General features: G+C 56.5%; 20 protein-coding genes. 8 read left to right on the top strand and 12 right to left on the bottom strand.

The annotated features are described in order from the left end of the window. The first annotated feature begins 62 nt into the window (after window positions 1-62). From C474_RS13945 to C474_RS13960, 4 genes are all read left to right on the top strand, one after another. On the top strand, window positions 63-740 hold the full coding sequence (locus tag C474_RS13945) for an IS6 family transposase (protein WP_008387927.1): 678 nt from the start codon (window positions 63-65) through the stop codon (window positions 738-740). 101 nt (window positions 741-841) lie between these two features. Further along, a complete protein-coding gene (locus C474_RS13950; protein WP_049917040.1) occupies window positions 842-2524 on the top strand; it encodes a cytochrome c oxidase subunit I in 1683 nt (560 codons plus the stop codon). A 74-nt stretch (window positions 2525-2598) separates the two neighbouring features. Further along, window positions 2599-3159: a class I SAM-dependent methyltransferase gene (locus C474_RS13955; protein ID WP_008387932.1), complete on the top strand. Its 561-nt coding sequence runs from the start codon at window positions 2599-2601 to the stop codon at window positions 3157-3159. Window positions 3160-3279: 120 nt separating this feature from the next. Beyond that, the gene (locus tag C474_RS13960) at window positions 3280-3516 is read left to right on the top strand and encodes a YgaP family membrane protein (RefSeq protein WP_008387934.1); all 237 of its coding nucleotides are present in this window, start codon (window positions 3280-3282) and stop codon (window positions 3514-3516) included. A 16-nt stretch (window positions 3517-3532) separates the two neighbouring features. Here the strand turns inward: C474_RS13960 and C474_RS13965 are convergent, their stop codons facing one another. From C474_RS13965 to C474_RS13990, 7 genes are all read right to left on the bottom strand, one after another. After that, window positions 3533-4165 (bottom strand): class I SAM-dependent methyltransferase, encoded by a 633-nt coding sequence (locus C474_RS13965; RefSeq protein ID WP_083862043.1) that lies wholly within the window; start codon window positions 4163-4165, stop codon window positions 3533-3535. Window positions 4166-4235: 70 nt separating this feature from the next. Next, entirely contained in the window at window positions 4236-4640 is a 405-nt protein-coding gene (locus C474_RS13970) for a helix-turn-helix domain-containing protein (protein WP_008387938.1), read from the bottom strand. A 64-nt stretch (window positions 4641-4704) separates the two neighbouring features. Beyond that, entirely contained in the window at window positions 4705-5682 is a 978-nt protein-coding gene (locus C474_RS13975; RefSeq protein WP_008387941.1) for a sulfite exporter TauE/SafE family protein, read from the bottom strand. A gap of 17 nt (window positions 5683-5699) precedes the next feature. Further along, on the bottom strand, window positions 5700-5849 hold the full coding sequence (locus C474_RS22665; RefSeq protein ID WP_018129179.1) for a DUF7512 family protein: 150 nt from the start codon (window positions 5847-5849) through the stop codon (window positions 5700-5702). A 93-nt stretch (window positions 5850-5942) separates the two neighbouring features. Then, on the bottom strand, window positions 5943-6413 hold the full coding sequence (locus C474_RS13980) for a DUF6691 family protein (RefSeq protein WP_008387943.1): 471 nt from the start codon (window positions 6411-6413) through the stop codon (window positions 5943-5945). Further along, the gene (locus C474_RS13985) at window positions 6413-6907 is read right to left on the bottom strand and encodes a YeeE/YedE family protein (protein ID WP_026178032.1); all 495 of its coding nucleotides are present in this window, start codon (window positions 6905-6907) and stop codon (window positions 6413-6415) included. The genes C474_RS13980 and C474_RS13985 overlap by 1 nt, the downstream gene beginning before the upstream one ends. A gap of 2 nt (window positions 6908-6909) precedes the next feature. After that, entirely contained in the window at window positions 6910-8088 is a 1179-nt protein-coding gene (locus C474_RS13990; protein WP_049917015.1) for an MBL fold metallo-hydrolase, read from the bottom strand. Between the two features lie 205 nt (window positions 8089-8293). Between C474_RS13990 and C474_RS13995 the strand changes: the two genes are divergently transcribed. After that, window positions 8294-8536 carry a sulfurtransferase TusA family protein gene (locus C474_RS13995; RefSeq protein ID WP_007979199.1) on the top strand — a complete coding sequence of 81 codons (243 nt, stop codon included), beginning with the start codon at window positions 8294-8296 and terminating at the stop codon, window positions 8534-8536. A gap of 3 nt (window positions 8537-8539) precedes the next feature. Then, window positions 8540-9142: a DsrE/DsrF/DrsH-like family protein gene (locus tag C474_RS14000; protein WP_007979203.1), complete on the top strand. Its 603-nt coding sequence runs from the start codon at window positions 8540-8542 to the stop codon at window positions 9140-9142. 94 nt (window positions 9143-9236) lie between these two features. Here C474_RS14000 and C474_RS14005 read toward each other — a convergent pair whose 3' ends face one another. The 4 genes from C474_RS14005 to C474_RS14020 all read right to left on the bottom strand — a co-directional run bounded on the left by C474_RS14005 (window position 9237) and on the right by C474_RS14020 (window position 12100). After that, on the bottom strand, window positions 9237-9938 hold the full coding sequence (locus C474_RS14005; RefSeq protein ID WP_008387946.1) for a DUF2270 domain-containing protein: 702 nt from the start codon (window positions 9936-9938) through the stop codon (window positions 9237-9239). Between the two features lie 72 nt (window positions 9939-10010). After that, window positions 10011-10292, bottom strand: coding sequence for a DUF7521 family protein (locus C474_RS14010; RefSeq protein ID WP_008387947.1), 282 nt, complete (start codon window positions 10290-10292; stop codon window positions 10011-10013). Continuing rightward, window positions 10289-10666: a winged helix-turn-helix domain-containing protein gene (locus C474_RS14015; protein WP_008387949.1), complete on the bottom strand. Its 378-nt coding sequence runs from the start codon at window positions 10664-10666 to the stop codon at window positions 10289-10291. Before C474_RS14015 ends, C474_RS14010 begins: the two co-directional genes overlap by 4 nt. 468 nt (window positions 10667-11134) lie before the next feature. After that, entirely contained in the window at window positions 11135-12100 is a 966-nt protein-coding gene (locus C474_RS14020) for a transcription initiation factor IIB (protein ID WP_049917041.1), read from the bottom strand. 284 nt (window positions 12101-12384) lie between these two features. Between C474_RS14020 and C474_RS14025 the strand changes: the two genes are divergently transcribed. Together C474_RS14025 and cydB are read left to right on the top strand one after the other, a co-directional pair. Beyond that, the gene (locus tag C474_RS14025) at window positions 12385-13809 is read left to right on the top strand and encodes a cytochrome ubiquinol oxidase subunit I (RefSeq protein WP_049917042.1); all 1425 of its coding nucleotides are present in this window, start codon (window positions 12385-12387) and stop codon (window positions 13807-13809) included. Next, window positions 13802-14806 carry a cytochrome d ubiquinol oxidase subunit II gene (gene cydB / locus C474_RS14030; protein ID WP_008387955.1) on the top strand — a complete coding sequence of 335 codons (1005 nt, stop codon included), beginning with the start codon at window positions 13802-13804 and terminating at the stop codon, window positions 14804-14806. The genes C474_RS14025 and cydB overlap by 8 nt, the downstream gene beginning before the upstream one ends. 550 nt (window positions 14807-15356) lie before the next feature. Here the strand turns inward: cydB and C474_RS14035 are convergent. Beyond that, window positions 15357-15749 carry a 2Fe-2S iron-sulfur cluster-binding protein gene (locus tag C474_RS14035; protein ID WP_008387956.1) on the bottom strand — a complete coding sequence of 131 codons (393 nt, stop codon included), beginning with the start codon at window positions 15747-15749 and terminating at the stop codon, window positions 15357-15359. Between the last annotated feature and the right edge of the window lie 9 nt (window positions 15750-15758).

The following is a 15758-nucleotide window of genomic DNA, read 5'->3' on the forward strand; positions in this document are numbered from 1 at the left end:
ACTCTACCGTTCTTCGGGCACTGTCTAGATAAGGAACGAGCAGGTCGAAGAGCTAGTGTTTCATGCTACTCTCAAACCTGCTCAAAGAGACTTTAGACACTGCTACGCTTGAATGTTGGCAGCGGGAGCGGACGGCGACGCCCGTCAGGGCGTTCGCCGTCCGACTCCACGCTGCGGGACTTTCGCTCAGAGAGACAGAAGAGATTCTCCATCTCCTCGGCGTAGAACGCTCGTTTCGAGCGATTTTCCAGTGGGTACATCGGCTGGCTGACAGCGTCTCAGACCCGCCGAAGGCGCAGCCGAGGCGGGTCGCGGTTGACGAGACAGCTGTCAAAATCAACGGCGAGTGGTCTTGGTTGTACGCTGCAATAGACCTCGATACAAAGGCGATTCTTGATGTCGCGTTGTTCAAACATCACGGGACTGATCCGGCGGCTGCGTTTCTCCATGGACTCTGCGAGAAACACGACTGTTCTGAGACTGTGTTTCTGGCCGATGCTTTCGGCTATCGGACTGCCTTCTCTCGATTAGGACTGAACGGTCGAATCGACTATTCGGAGCGAAACCTGATTGAGAAGTGGTTTCACACGTTCAAAATGAGAGTCGACCGTTTCCATAATTCATGGGTGGGCAGTCGGCTGAGCGTCCGCCAGTGTCTTGCAGTGTTCGTTCACTACTATAATTTTCAGCGACCACATCAATCGCTCGCCGGTCGAACGCCAGCTCAGGAGGTTAACTAGACAGTGCCGTTCTTCGATTGTCGTGCGCCAATTCATAATTTAGATGGCTACGGACCGAACGGTCTCGTATGGCCACGTCACAGATTGTGCTAACCGCTGTTATGGCCGTGTTCCTTGTCCTCGTTGCTGCTTGGCTCTCACGAGTAGAAGAGTGGCGCTCATACTCGCCACTCGGAACCGGCGGGGTGAGTGGGGAAGCCGGTGAGACGCATCGAGAGAAACCGTCCGGTATCGTCCGCTGGCTGACTACTGTGGACCACAAAGATATCGGAATTCTCTATGGCGTGTATTCTGTGGCGATCTTCGGCTGGGCCGGGTTTGCAGTCCTAGTGATGCGTTTTGAGCTACTCACACCGGGACAAGATCTCATCTCGCCCTCATTTTACAATGCCTTGATGACCAGCCACGGGCTCTCGATGTTGATTCTATTCGGGACGCCCATTTTGGCTGCTTTCTCGAACTACTTCATCCCGCTGCTGATTGGTGCTGACGACATGGCATTCCCACGGATCAATGCCATCGCCTTCTGGCTCTTACCGCCGTCGGCATTGCTCGTCTATGCTGGCTTCTTCATCCCCGCGATACCAGCTGCACAAACCTCGTGGACGATGTACGCTCCGCTATCGCTTCAGCTACCAAGTCCTGCTGTGGACCTGATGCTTCTGGGCCTCCATCTCTCCGGAATCAGCGTCACGATGGGAGCTATAAATTTCATCGCGACGATCTTCACTGAGCGCGGTGAGAACGTATCCTGGTCGAATCTCGACATTTTCTCTTGGACCGTCCTTACGCAGTCTGGACTCATCCTGTTCGCCTTCCCGCTGCTCGGAAGCGCACTCATCATGCTGCTCCTCGACCGAAACTTCGGAACGACATTCTTCACCGTCGACGGCGGCGGCCCCATCCTCTGGCAGCATCTCTTCTGGTTCTGGGGACATCCAGAGGTGTATATTCTTATTCTCCCTGCGATGGGGTTCGTGAGCCTGATTATACCTCCGTTTTCGGGGCGGAAGCTCTTCGGATTCAAATTCGTCGTGTACTCGACACTCGCCATCGGCGTTCTCTCATTCGGCGTGTGGGCTCACCATATGTTCGCGACGGGTATCGACCCTCGACTACGGGCTTCGTTCATGACGGTATCACTCGCAATCGCCGTCCCAACGGCGGTGAAAACGTTCAATTGGATTACGACCATGTGGAACGGGAATATTCGGCTTACCACACCGATGCTATTCTGTATCGGGTTCGTTTCGAATCTGATTATCGGTGGGGTGACGGGGGTATTTCTCGCATCGATTCCAGTTGATTTAATCCTCCACGACACCTACTACGTCGTCGGCCACTTCCACTACTTCCTTATGGGAGGTACCGTCTTTGCTGTCTTCGCCGCGATCTACTACTGGTTCCCACTTATAACTGGACGTATGTATCAGCGGACGCTCGCGAAGTGGCACTTCTGGTTAAGCAATATCGGCGTGAATATCACGTTCTTCGCGATGATACTGCTCGGCTACGGAGGGATGCCCCGGCGATATGCAACGTACCTTCCGCAGTTCACATCGCTCCATCAGATCACTACGCTGGGGGCGGTGATCATTTCGGTCGCCCAGATTATCTGGTTTTACAATATGGTCACATCCTGGCTCGAAGGAAAACGAGTCCCGGACGCCGACCCGTGGGATCTCAAAGAAAGTGGGCTCTACACAGCAGAGTGGGCATGGTTCGAACGGAAGCGTGAAACAGCGTTGGCAGACGGCGGCGAAAATTCAGACGAGGACAGCTGATACTGACCTGAAGCAGGATTTGTTGCCCCATCTGTATCGAACAGACTTTTGCAACTCGTGCACAACTAGTCAGTGTGGGACACCATACGTTCGACGCTGACAAGGCGGACAATCTGGAGGATGCCGGGAGTCGCTATCGATACCTCTCCCGTGATGAGCTCCTAGGGGCACTCGCTCCCTCGTCATCAGATCGAGTCGCCGACCTCGGGAGTGGAACAGGATTCTACACCGACGACGTCGCTCCTTACGTCGATTATGTCTACGGTGTCGACGTACAGGAGGCCATGCACGACTACTATCGTGAGAAGGGCGTTCCGGACAACGTCGAACTCATCACGAGCGGTGTCGAAAACCTCCCGTTCGAGGATGGACAGCTTGATGCGGCATTCTCGACGATGACGTACCACGAGTTCACGAGCGGTGACGCGATACAGGAACTGAGCCGGGTACTCGTATCAGGCAGTCGCATTGTCATCGCCGACTGGTCTGCCGATGGGGAAGGAGAAAGCGGTCCACCTCTCAAGGAGCGATTCACCGCAGAAGAAGCGGCAACAGCGCTTCGTAAGGGTGGATTCGATATACAGTACGAATCAACTCGCCCAGAGACGTTCGTCATCGTCGGTTTTCGAACGTAGTACTCTCGGATATCCAGCTGAGTCCAAATATCAATTTGAGTTGGAGATTCAGTTCTGACGGGCGAGTATTGTACACTATTGCCAAACTGTTAATAGACCGCCTGCCTAATAGATATTAGTATGGAAAAGAATGTCGGCGGCCTCGACCGGACAGCACGGCTCATTGGCGGTCCTATCCTCGTTGCGATCGGTGTCGCACTCCTCGCTGGGTATCTCGATATCGGACTTGCAGGGACTGTCGGACTGGCCGTGACAGCACTCATCCTCGTCGCTGGCGCGATCTTCGTTATTACTGGAACGACGCGGAAATGCCCGGCAAACCAAGTTGCCGGGATCAATACGTACGACAAACGATAACCCGGCCGAACTCGATTCATTCGCGTTTTCGGAGGCGACCGCGGACGAACGGCCAGACCGGCGTCATCCCGACATCGAGGCGCTTGATCTCCAGAATATCGAATCCTGGGTTGGCCGTGAACTGAGAGACCGTCTGTCGGTTCAGATGACATCCGCCCGCGATTCGCCGCCACAGCGGTGCCAGTACGTTCTGGACAGTAGCTCGCCATCCGTCAGCGTGGACGTGTTCGAGAAACCGGAATTCACCGCCCGGCTTCAGGACCCGATGAACTTCCGCGAGAGCCGCTTCCACGTCGGTGATCGTACAGAACACCATCGAGGCGACCACGGTGTCGAACTGGTCGTCTCCGTACGGTAACGACTCGGCACTCGCGTCGCCGATATCGATCTCTAAGTCAAGCTCGCTCGCCTTCGATTCGGCCTGTTTTCGCATATAGGGGTCAGGTTCGATCGCGTGCAAGGAGGCAGCCTCGGACTTTGAAAAGTACGGGAACATCGCACCGGTCCCAGCACCCAGGTCAAGTACACGCCCCGTAAGGTTACGAACAAGATACTCTCGATGGGGACGGAGAACCGTTCGTTCGGCGACTGCTGTTACCGGATCGTAGAGAGCTGCGAAAAGGGGGGGGGTGGGAGAATCTTCGGCCATACCTGCTATACCTGATGCTTGATCCGTTTCAAGAGGGGAATACGGAACGTCAGCAAGACTTCGTGTAGCGTCACTGTTCGGCCGCTACCGGATCGGCCATCTGCTGGTCGTACTTCTCGCGGAACTCGCCGATTAGTTGCCCCATTTTCGCGTACCAGTCGTTGAGCATCCGCTGCATGTCGTCAGCGATTTTGTCGGGGTCAGTCGGTCGGTAGACGTGATAGTAGCCGCCCTGATCGTAGTTGATCTGTTCTTTCTGGACGAACCCGGCCTGCATCAGTCGTTGGACGGCCCGATACGCCGTCGACCGCTCACGGTCGATATGCTCGGCAATTTCGTCGACAGTGAGGGGCTCAGAACTCGCTACAAGCAATCCGAACACGTCCTTGTCGAGTTCCTTCGTCCCGTGGAAACACTCTAGCAGGCCCTCACAGGTCATGTCCTGGCGGAGCATTTCACTCATCGAATCGGTCATACGATACTCGAGTGTACGTCCCTAGTTCGTAAAAACGTTTGTATAGTCGGTACAAGACTGTACGCTACGATGTGGTCAGCCGGCACCACGTTCCGGTAGCATCCCCTCGGAGCCGACAGATCGCGGCGAGGACGACAGCACTGCTCACGAGTAGCGCTGCACCGAAGATGAGCACGATACTCACGGTGTTTAGCGCCTCAATTCCGTACGCGGTGCCGAGTTGCTTCGCACCGACAGCGAGGCTCCCCGCGAGCAACATCGCGGCGAAGTAGCCCTTGATGTCATCTTCGTCGACGAGATCCGTCGCGCCGGCACCGATGCGAGCACCGAGGGCGCTCCCGATCAGCATCGCACCGACGACGGGAAGTGCGACGGCGTCGGCCTGTGCATACGAGAACGCACCGTACGCTCCTGAGATGGTGATCTGCAGGATATCCGTTCCGACGGCGACTGCAGCTGGAACACCGAGGCCATACATCATGGCGGGCATCAACAAGAAGCCGCCTCCGACACCGAGGAATCCGGAGAGGACACCGACAGCCAACCCTACGGCGAAGATGATGACACCTGACACCTGGATGTCACCGCGTAAGGTGACCATCGGTGGAAGCTCGATTCCCTGTACCGTTTCGGACAGATCGACGCTCGATTCGTCATCCGTCGAACGAGCGTCCCGGAGGGTGAACAGACCGACGATGGCCAGTAGACCGACGTACGCGATGCTGATGATCAGATCCGCCTGGCCCGTCGCTTTGAGGAAGAGAACCACGTACTTCCCAGCCTCGATGCCGATCGTCATGGCGACAGTCATGATGGCCGCGAGTTTGTAATCGACGTGCCCGTGGTCGCGATGTTTGATCGCACCGATGACGCTCGTCCCGAAGACGAACGCAAGGCCACTTCCGACAGCGACCTCGGCCGGGTAGCCAATGACCAACAGCGCCGGCGTAACAAGGAACGATCCACCCATACCGAAGAAGCCGAAGAGCGTCCCGATCATCAGGCCGAAGCCGACGAACGCGAGAATCAACAGGAGGCTCATCCCGAACACGTCCATTATTACTCACCACCGAGTGTATCGAGTACCGTCGGGCCGACCGCTTGCGTGAGCGCGCCGTAGCCCACGTACAGCACAATCGACTCGGCGAGGACGAGACCGATTTGTGCCGCTGCCTGTGAGGTACTGCTCAGCGTTTCGATACCGAACATTTCACTTGCCACCTAGAGTTTTGTGTGATCGAGTCATTTTGACGCTATACCATTGCTGTAGGTGTGATGGGTGATTCAGTTTGAACATGATATTCAATCAGCCGTCGATTCAACCCCATCAGCGGCATCTCCGGCACGGAGCGTCCGCCAGTAGCCCTGTGCATACGCACCGAGGAACATGCCGACGATGGCCCAGAGGATGGGGTAGTTCCCGATACCGATACTTGCGTATGCGGCCCCAGGACAGATGCCGGAGAGGCCCCAGCCAACGCCGAAGATACCACCACCGACGAGGACGTTGCGATCGAAGTCCTTGAGACGGCGCGTGTACTCGCTTCCGGTCAGCGGCGCGCGGTTGAGCGAGCGTGTCGCAATTGCGAACGTAACCCCGGTCACGACTGCGGCCCCGCCCATCACGAAGAGTAGACCGAAATCCTCGAACTGGAGGAAATCGAGCACGACTTCGGGGCGGGCCATCCCGCTGATTGCCAACCCGAGCCCGAAAACAAGCCCACCGACGTAAATGACGGGGAGGAACCACGGACTGCGCTCGGTCTCAGCCATTACGGCGACACCCCCAGGGCTTGGACTAGCTGTGCCGTCCCGATGGCGACGACAAGGAAGGTGGCGACGTTCACGAGTGACGTATTCGATAGCGATCCGACGCCGCAAACACCGTGCCCGGAGGTACACCCCTTTCCGAGGCGGGTGCCGACGCCGACGAGGAATCCACCGCCGAGCAGTCGCCACCACTGGACATCGGTCGTCCAGATACCGGGGTGCAAGACGAGCCCCCAGATCGCCGCACCGCTGATGATACCGGCGGTGAACACCAGCCGCCACCCGCGCGACTGGACGTATTTGAAGCGATTGAACCGCGGCACGTCCGAGACGTACGAGAGCGTCGACTCGAGAAACGTACTCGCACCCGCGATGATGCCCGTGGCAAGGTAGATGATCGCGGCTCCGAGTCCAACGAGCAGTCCACCGAGGAGATACGGCGTGATTCCTCGAGGGAAGAGTTCACCGACCGCGAGCAGTGGTATGATTGACTCCATCATCAGTTGGTGAGCGCCTCGTCGCTGGCCGCACAGTTGTTCGGACCGAGTTCGAGTTCGAACGCTCGATCGTCGTCCGGTGCCGCCTGACCGAGGTTCGTCGCAATGATTGCCTCGTAGTTGGCCGGCCGGGGTGGCATGTCGGCGACGATGAACTCAACGAACGCTTCTTCGCTCATCGAAAGAGCGTCCATGCGTTCGCGGAGGTCGCCGAGTGTAGCTGTGTAGGTACCATCGTCGGTCGGTGTCGCTGCATCGCTGAAGTGTGCAGGTGCGATGACCGTCTCGTCAGGGAGGGGGAGGACCTTCTCGTGGAGACTTTCGTACAGCGTCCGAGCGGCGTTCCTCGCAGCCTCCGGGTCCTCCAGGTCCGGACGGGCAACACTTTCGGTGAAGAGGCCATCGCCGGTGAACAGCACGTCTCCGACCCGGTAGGCAGTCATGCCGGTCGTGTGCCCGGGCGTGTGGATCGCTTCGAGTTCGACATTTCCAACGGTGAGTCTCTGGCCGTCACCGATAGTTTCGTACTCGAGATCGTAGCCGACACCGCGGTCAGCTGCGGGCGTGGGGAGAACCGCGGACGCCCCGGTCTCCGTAGCGAGTTCGCGAATCCCAGAGATGTGATCCGCGTGGATGTGCGTATCTAGAGCGTATTTGAGGTCAGCCCCGAACAGTCGGAGGTCCTGAAGATACTGGTCAGTGAACGCGCGAAGTGGATCGATAAGAGCCGCTTCACCGTCCGAAGCAACGAGATACGCGAGGCACCCACTGGATGGACGCTGGTACTGGGCGACTGTGGCGTCGATATCAACGTCGAGTTCCGTGTACTCGTAGATGCGCGCCCAGCCCTTCATACCGTGTTCGAGATGGTTGACGTCGTAGCCCTCGGCTTCGAGCGACTCGGCGATCATCTCGCTTGACCCGCCTTTCGCACAGAGGACGGTAACCGTCTGATCCCTTGGGAGATCGGCGAGCAAGTCCTCCGGGATCCCGTCGAGGAGCTGGAAATACGGATAGTTCACGATGTCGACGGTCTCCCCATCGATATGCCACTCCGCATAGTCTCCTTCCGAGCGGGCGTCGAGGAGGAACACGTCTTCACCGTCGTCGATTCGTGCTTTCAATTCTGTGGGCGTAATCGATTCGACCGCTCCATCAGTCTCTGGAGTCGCTTCGGTCATCGTCACCTACTGCTACCAGCCACACGCCAATAAAGATTCGCATAGAAAACCAAATATCGAACAATACTATAGCCCCAATTTTTACGCTCATAGCTATACCACGCCGCTTTTCTACATAATAACCCCTATGGTAATGTGAGGTATTGGAATTGCCATCGATACACTTTTACTGCCGTGTCCAGTATTGGGTGTCGAAGTCAATACTATGATGGAAGACGAAATCGCAGAGAGCCTCGATGTCAAAGGACAGAATTGCCCCATGCCCGTCGTCAAGACCAAACAGGCTGTCGACCAGCTCGCTACCGATGACGTTCTCGAAGTCCTCGCAACCGACCCGGGGAGTATGAGCGACCTCGCTGGATGGGCCGAGACGACCGATGGGGTCGAGCTCCTCGACCAAGAAGAAGGCGATGACGTGTACAAACACTACGTTCGCAAGACCGAGTAACGAATGAGCACCGAAACAAACGACGGAACCCAGACGTCGACTGAAACGGGAGAGACGACAGACACACTCAGTCGAGAGGAGCTCCAAGCACGCATCGAACAGCTCGAAACTCGACTCGCTACTGTCGAGAATACGACGGGTGATGACCAACAGAAAATGTCGATCATCGCGACGAAAGGGACGCTCGACATGGCGTACCCGCCGCTCATCCTCGCGAGCACGGCGGCTGCCTTCGGCTACGAAGTAACTGTATTCCACACGTTCTGGGGTCTGGATATTCTCCACGAGGAGCGGTCGAAAAAGCTCAAGCTCAGTTCGGTGGGCAACCCCAACATGCCCGTTCCGAACGTCGTTGGTGCACTCCCCGGTATGGACCGCGTGACGACAAAGATGATGGAAAAGCAAATTAAGGACAACGATACCGCGACCATCGAGGAACTCATCGAGACATCACTGGAGATGGGCGTCGAGTTCCAAGCGTGTCAGATGACCATCGACCTGATGGACTATGACGAGGCCGACTTCTACGACGGCGTGACGACCGGTGTCGGCGCTGCGACCGCAATCCAGGACATGGCGGAATCGGACATTCAACTCCTCATCTAAGCTACAACGGACCTATTGGTCCTGATCGAGTAGGTCACTATTGCGGCTGATTTCGAATCAATACCGATCCAGTGGGGCAACTCAATTTAGTAGTTCACTGATCCCTTCGAAAATCACTCGTCCGCAGTTCTTCTTCCGCGTACCATGTTCGGGGGCGACAGGCAATAACTCCGAGTATGAGTGCATACAGAGAGACGATGACCGTCACGAATTCGCCAGGAATCTGACCGATTGCAGCACTCGATGGCCACGGTTGCTCGACGAACGCTGTGACACGAATGACCCACGCAGCAAGTAGGACTGCGAACAGCGGGAGATAGATCCGCCGCAGCCGGTGTGCAATCGCTTCCTCCATCGTGATTTTGAGTGTCGGCTGGTCGTAGTCGTCGGCCAACTTGTACCGCCAATCAGGGTCAGCAAGTTCGCGAGACGGATCTAGTCCCAGTGCAAACACGTTTCGCTGGAGCGTTCGGACGCGGGAGCGCCAGATGTCGTACCCCCGATAACGGCGCGCTTCGACGACGAGAAAGACCGTCAGTGCAGCCCAGCCGACGAGAATCACGTAATGGGGATTCGTTCGGCTCGAAAAGGCCCACGTGAGGATCGCCGCCATCATGATGACGGCCCAGTTCGTCGTTCGGTCGAGGCGTTCACGCCAGAATTTCATCCGATGAATTTCCCCCCGATACAGGTGTGCCATCGAAGAACTCGGCCCCATCTCTTCATCTAACAGTCCTTTACCAATCTCTCGGAAGGAGCGAGCCTCTTCGTCAGCATTGTCTGAGCTGTCGGTCATCAATACGTGGGAGTATTGGGATTGCTATACAAACCGACTTCGACTTCGAACCTTCGGAGGCGAACGCAGAGATCACCCACGTTCGAGATAGAGTGAATACATGATTATCGCAAACCCGATTGCAACGAGGACGCTGTTGATCAAAACGCCGGCTTCAAGCGAAACAGAGAGCAGTTGATTAGCAATTCCAGCGAGAAGTGCTCCGAGGGTGACAGTCCCAAACCCGATGCCAAGAGCCCGCATCGATGGGGCTCCAGTCCGACGATACGCTTTGAATGCAATGTAGGTGATTCCACTCCCCAAGAGCAGAATCACCGTCTTTACGACGACGATCGCCGTCCCCATCCAAGTCATAGTTCGTCACCCATTGTCGACCAGATATCAGCGAGCCGTTCGTCGGCCTTCCGGGGCGGTCGTTCGACCGTCACCGAAAAATCGTCTTCCTCAGTCATCGAGATCGTTACGTCGTCGAAATCTCGCTTATATCGAGTCGTGCGGCCACCTCCGGGATTGATCGTGTCTTGCTCGCGAACGAGCGAGGCGTTACTGAGAAGCTCCAGTTTCCGGTACAACGTCGATGTGGGGATGTCACAGGTGTCCGTAAGTTCGTTTGCGGTCATGGGTTCAGTTGTAACTCTGAGAATGGCTCGGCAGTCGGGGTCGTCCAGCGCGTCCAGGACGTTCTGCAAGGATGGGGAGTCCTCGGACGACGCTGAATCGCGCACCATTATCTGAGTTAAGAGATGCTCCGGAATATGACATTCGATTGGTGTGCAGGTGAACTCTCACGAAAGACGGTCGAAGTGGCCACACAGGTAACGAAACCGTCTGAGACATGTTTCGAGGAGACACTACTAGGTATAGGAATCGACATGAGAGATGGACATCCTTATACTCACAAATCGCATTCAGTCTCCACCAGCCGTCTTCCGGCGTCTGTCACTTTGTAGCACCCTCGACCGAGAGGATAGATTAATCCTTGCTGGTATAGCCGCGAACAAGTTTGATCGACTGTTATCGCATGCGTGTCTGTTGCCATAGCGAGATCCGTGACGTGGACTGGAGCGTGCTCAAGGAGTGTCTCTAGAATTTCTGCATCCGTCTTGTGCTCGAACGTACTCATATCTCGGTTCGGTTCGTACATCGGTAGATAGTACGCTGTATCATGAGTTGGTTGCTTCAGGCCCCGTCCAGACTTACAGTTGCTCCGCGTAGACTTCGAGGAGTTCTTGGTAGCGATTCCGAATCGTGACCATACTCACATCCGCGGCGTTACTCACTGTTGCCTGGGTGAGCTGTTCGTTAGTCAAGTGAGTCGCTGCATAGAGGGCGGCTGCGGCTAATCCCGCAGGGCTCTTTCCGCTGTGAGTGCCGGTATTCTTTGCTACGTCAAGTAGCTCTCGTGCCGTTCGTTCAGCTTCATCACTGATTTCTAGGGTTGACGCGAATTGGGGAATGTACGTCGACGGATCCTCGGGCTCAATTTGTAGGCCAAGCTCGCGAGAGAGATAACGGTACGCTCGTTGGATGCGGATTTTCTCGACGCGACTGATGTCTGCAAACGTGGTCAGCGGCCGTGGGAAATGCTGTTGCCGTGCAGCGGCATACAGTGAGGCGGTCGCCATCCCTTCGATAGACCGACCGGGGAGTAAATCCGATTCGACGGCGCGGCGGTACAGGACTCCGGCCGTTTCGCGAACCGGCTCGGGGAGCCCCAGCGCGGAACCCATCCGCTGGATCTCACCAAGTGCTTGCTTGAGGTTTCGCTCCTGGGCATCTTTCGTCCGGAACCGTTCGTCCCATGTTCTGAGCCGCTCTAAGCGAGCACGTTTCTCCGTTGGAACGGCCCGTCCAGAGGCATCGGTATTCTGCCAGCCGATCGTCGTGCTGAGACCCTTATCATGCATCAACTGCGTCGTTGGAGCGCCGACGCGACTCTTTTCGTCCTGCTCCTCAGTATCGAAAGAACGCCACTCGGGACCGTGATCGAGTGCTCTGTCTTCGCAAATCAGCCCACAGTCTTCGCAGCGTGTCTCACCGTGCTCGTCATCGCGAACGATTCGTCCCTGACATTCCGGACAGGTAGTAAGCGACTGCGATTCGGCAGTCTGCTCACCGGTACTACTGCGATCGATTTCGGTGTTGAGTACTGTGTTCGTCATGTGGGTCTGTGAGATGCTGATCTTGGCCGTCGACTGAGTCTCTCTAGCAAAGCTATCGAAGTGATCAGGGATGAATAGATGGCGGATTCCCATTCGATGGGAATCCGACGCCCGTTAATTTGCGTCCATCGCGAAATACCATTGATGCCAACCCAACGCGTTCCCCTTTATCCCCTCTCCGAAGAACAATCAACGAACAGGGTTGAGCCGTCGATCCAAGGTAGATACGTCTCTCAGATACGCAATATGCCGTCTCCAGCGGGATACACGAGGTGGTGATTTTAGTGGTTGATCCCGTCATCGCAAGTCGACTCCAGTTTGCGATTACCACTATCGTCCACATCATCTTCCCCGTGATGAGCATGGGACTTGCACCCTTCCTCATCTACTTCACGTGGAAAGAAGTTCGATCAGAACAACCAATCTACGAGCAACTTCGTCGGTTCTGGACCCGTATCTTCGCAGTGAGTTTCGTCGTCGGAACCGTCACCGGTCTCGTCTTGGAGTTCGAGTTCGGGACGAACTTTGCCGCCTTCTCAACGACCGCTGGCGAACTATTCGGCGGCCCACTCGCTCTTGAAGGGATGATGGCGTTCATGCTCGAGGCGACATTCCTCGGCATCTTCGTCTTTGGCCGCGAACGAGTGTCCGACCGACTCTACTTCCTCTCGAGTATCGCTGTCGGCCTTGGGACGTGGCTGTCGGCTGTCTGGATCCTCATCGCGAACTCTTGGATGCAAACACCCCGTGGATTCGAGGTCGTCGTCGAGAACGGCCACCGTGTCGTGAAACTCACCGATCCATTAGCAGCGTATCTCAACCCACGATTCCCGTATATGTTCGTCCACATGCAGAATTCAGCCGTCGAGTCAGTCGCGCTCTTCATGGCTGGCGTCGCCGCCTACTACGTGTTCCGCCACCACGTCTGGGGCTATCCGATCGAACACATCGGGTTCTGGGAAAAAACGCTCAAGATTGCGCTCGTCGCGTTACTCATCACAGCCCCACTCCAGGTACTCCACGGTGACGCATACGCCCGTCACGTCTACGAAACCCAGCCACAGAAGTTCGCCGCGATGGAGGCAGTCTGGGAGACTGAATCGTATGTCCCAGAGTACATCGTTGCGTTCCCGACAGACGTCAACGACCTATTGGATCCCCGGACCAAGGACCTCTTCGGCATCGGGATACCAGGTGGCGCATCGTGGCTTGCAAGCGGTGGTGATCCACAGGCAACGATACGCGGGCTCAAGTCCTTCGACACACAGGCACCACCAGTCGCAATCGTCTTCTGGGCGTTCCGCATTATGGTCGCGCTCGGCTTCTGGTTCATCTTGTTAGCATTCTGGGGTGCGTATCGCTGGTGGCGCGGGGAACTCTTCGAGGACGACCTCCTCCATAAGGCGTTGATGGGGTCGTCACTGCTTGGCTTCGTCGCCGTCGAGGTCGGCTGGATTGTTACCGAAGTCGGCCGCCAACCATGGGTCATTCAGGGCGTTATGAAGACCGAAGCCGGCGTCTCACCTGGATTAACGGGTGCAGAAGCAACGTTCACACTGCTCGGATTCGTCACCGGCTACGCACTGCTACTGGGGCTGTACACCTACGTCGTCAGTCGCCTCATTCGGGCAGGGCCACCAGCAGATGAGGACCTGCAGAGCAGCGCGGATTCGACAGCGACGGAATCAGAGGTGACCACGAGTGACTGAGATTGGATCGCTCGCAAGCGAGCCGCTGTTTGGACTTCCACTCCCAGAACTCTGGTTCGCGCTCTTGTTTTTCATTTTCGCGATGTTCCTCTTTCTCGATGGCTTCGACTTCGGTGTCGGCATTCTCTTCGCTACCCGTGACGACGAGCACGAACAAGAGCAACTACTCGCAGCTATCGGTCCCTTCTGGGACGGTAATGAGGTCTGGCTCGTCGTCTTTGGGGGGACCCTGTTCGCCGCCTTCCCCGCAGTATATGCAAACCTCTTTAGCCGGTACTATCTGCTGATGTTCGCGATCCTCGCCGCACTCGGATTTCGGGGGCTTGCACCGGAGATGTACGAAGAACGTGAAGACACCCAGTGGCGACGGTTCTGGGGATACGCGTTCATCATCGGCAGTACGACGACGCCGTTCCTGCTCGGAATCTTCGTGATGAACTGGCTCCTTGGTGCATCCGCACTCATCAGTCTACAGGGCGTGCTTGCTGGCCTTGCAGTTGTAGCACTAACCGTCGTCGATGGCGCGGCGTTCCTCGGATTGAAAACGCGGGGGGCGCTCCGAGATGACGCACGAACGTATGGCGTACGGGCAGCCATTGGCTATCTCGTACTAACTGGCCTCACGCTAGGACTCGTGTATAGTACTACCCCAAGCCTACGCCCCTCGTTCCAATCACCTGCCATCGTCGGTCTCGTCCTCCTGACCGGAGGTCTCGTCGCGGGGTACATCCTCGCGTTCCGTACGCAGCGATATCATCTGACCTTCGTAATCGCGGCCGGGCTCGTCTTTGCACTCGTCACACTGCTTGCAGGACTCATGTTCCCGGTCGTCGATCGAGCGGCTGAGCTAACGATTCGCGACGCCATCATCTCGACGCTGCCGCTCAACCTCATGACGATCATGGCGAGTGTGCTACTCCCCCTAGTATTCGGGTATTTTGTCGTGCTCTATTCCGCGTTCAGCGGTCCAATCGAAAGCGAGGAAACGTACAGATGATCTACAAAAGAACCCCACAGGCAAGTCAAATCATCCTTGGGGCTCAAAAACCGTCGAACTTGATGAACCACGAATGAATTCCCAATCTCACTCCAAAACGAAACCACAGCTTGCATCACGGATTGTCGTAACGTGGGTCGAACTCACATTTGTCGGACTCGTTGGAGGCATCATAGGGACGTCAATCGGAGGGCCACCTGGCCTCATCGTCTACTTCATCACAACGCTCGCGTCAGTAGGTCTCGTGTTCTATAACGTGAATCAGCTCATTCAACAGTGGATAGCATGGAGTAGTTCAGACGGAGAGGACACATCGTGACGATCTGTAATGTCTATCATTCGATCAGACATCAAACGATAAGCATCCCACCGCGTACTCGTTTTCAGCTTGCGGGGCCCGATTAATGCTCTCCTGGTTGGTGCCAAACCATATGATGGCGACGGTTCGTGGTACGAAGCGTATGTTGGGCTAAGCTGTGTAGAAGAGTAGGTATATTTCGCCATCCGTATCCGGTCGTGTGAGTGGCAGCAGGTGGGCTACATCGCCGGGTTAGTCGTCATTGAATTTCGCGTTCCCTGGTGGGCGGTCATGTTTCGCTCGAAACGCAAGCAACTCGTCGTACTGATCGGTGACGACGGTGACATCCGACCGGGGTCTCGCCGTGCAGAGTAGTGCGAAGCCAGCCTCACGGTCTTCGTCGTGGTAGCGGCGGGCGTGCGGATGGGTGACTTCCCCGTCGACGACTCGACCTGCGCAGGTCGTACACCACCCCTGCTGACAGTCGGCCGGTAGCCAGACACCCTCACGGCGGGCGGCCGCGAGGATCGTCTCGTCCGCGGACACCTCGATCTCGAATGTCCGCCCCGCGTCGTCGCGGTCGACGTCTTTGGGTATCGTAATCGTCACCGTCCATATGTCGGGTCCATCGTCGGTAGCCATCATAACAGGGAT

Source organism: Halogeometricum pallidum JCM 14848 (genome assembly GCF_000337095.1).
Classification (GTDB): Archaea; Halobacteriota; Halobacteria; order Halobacteriales; family Haloferacaceae; genus Halogeometricum; species Halogeometricum pallidum.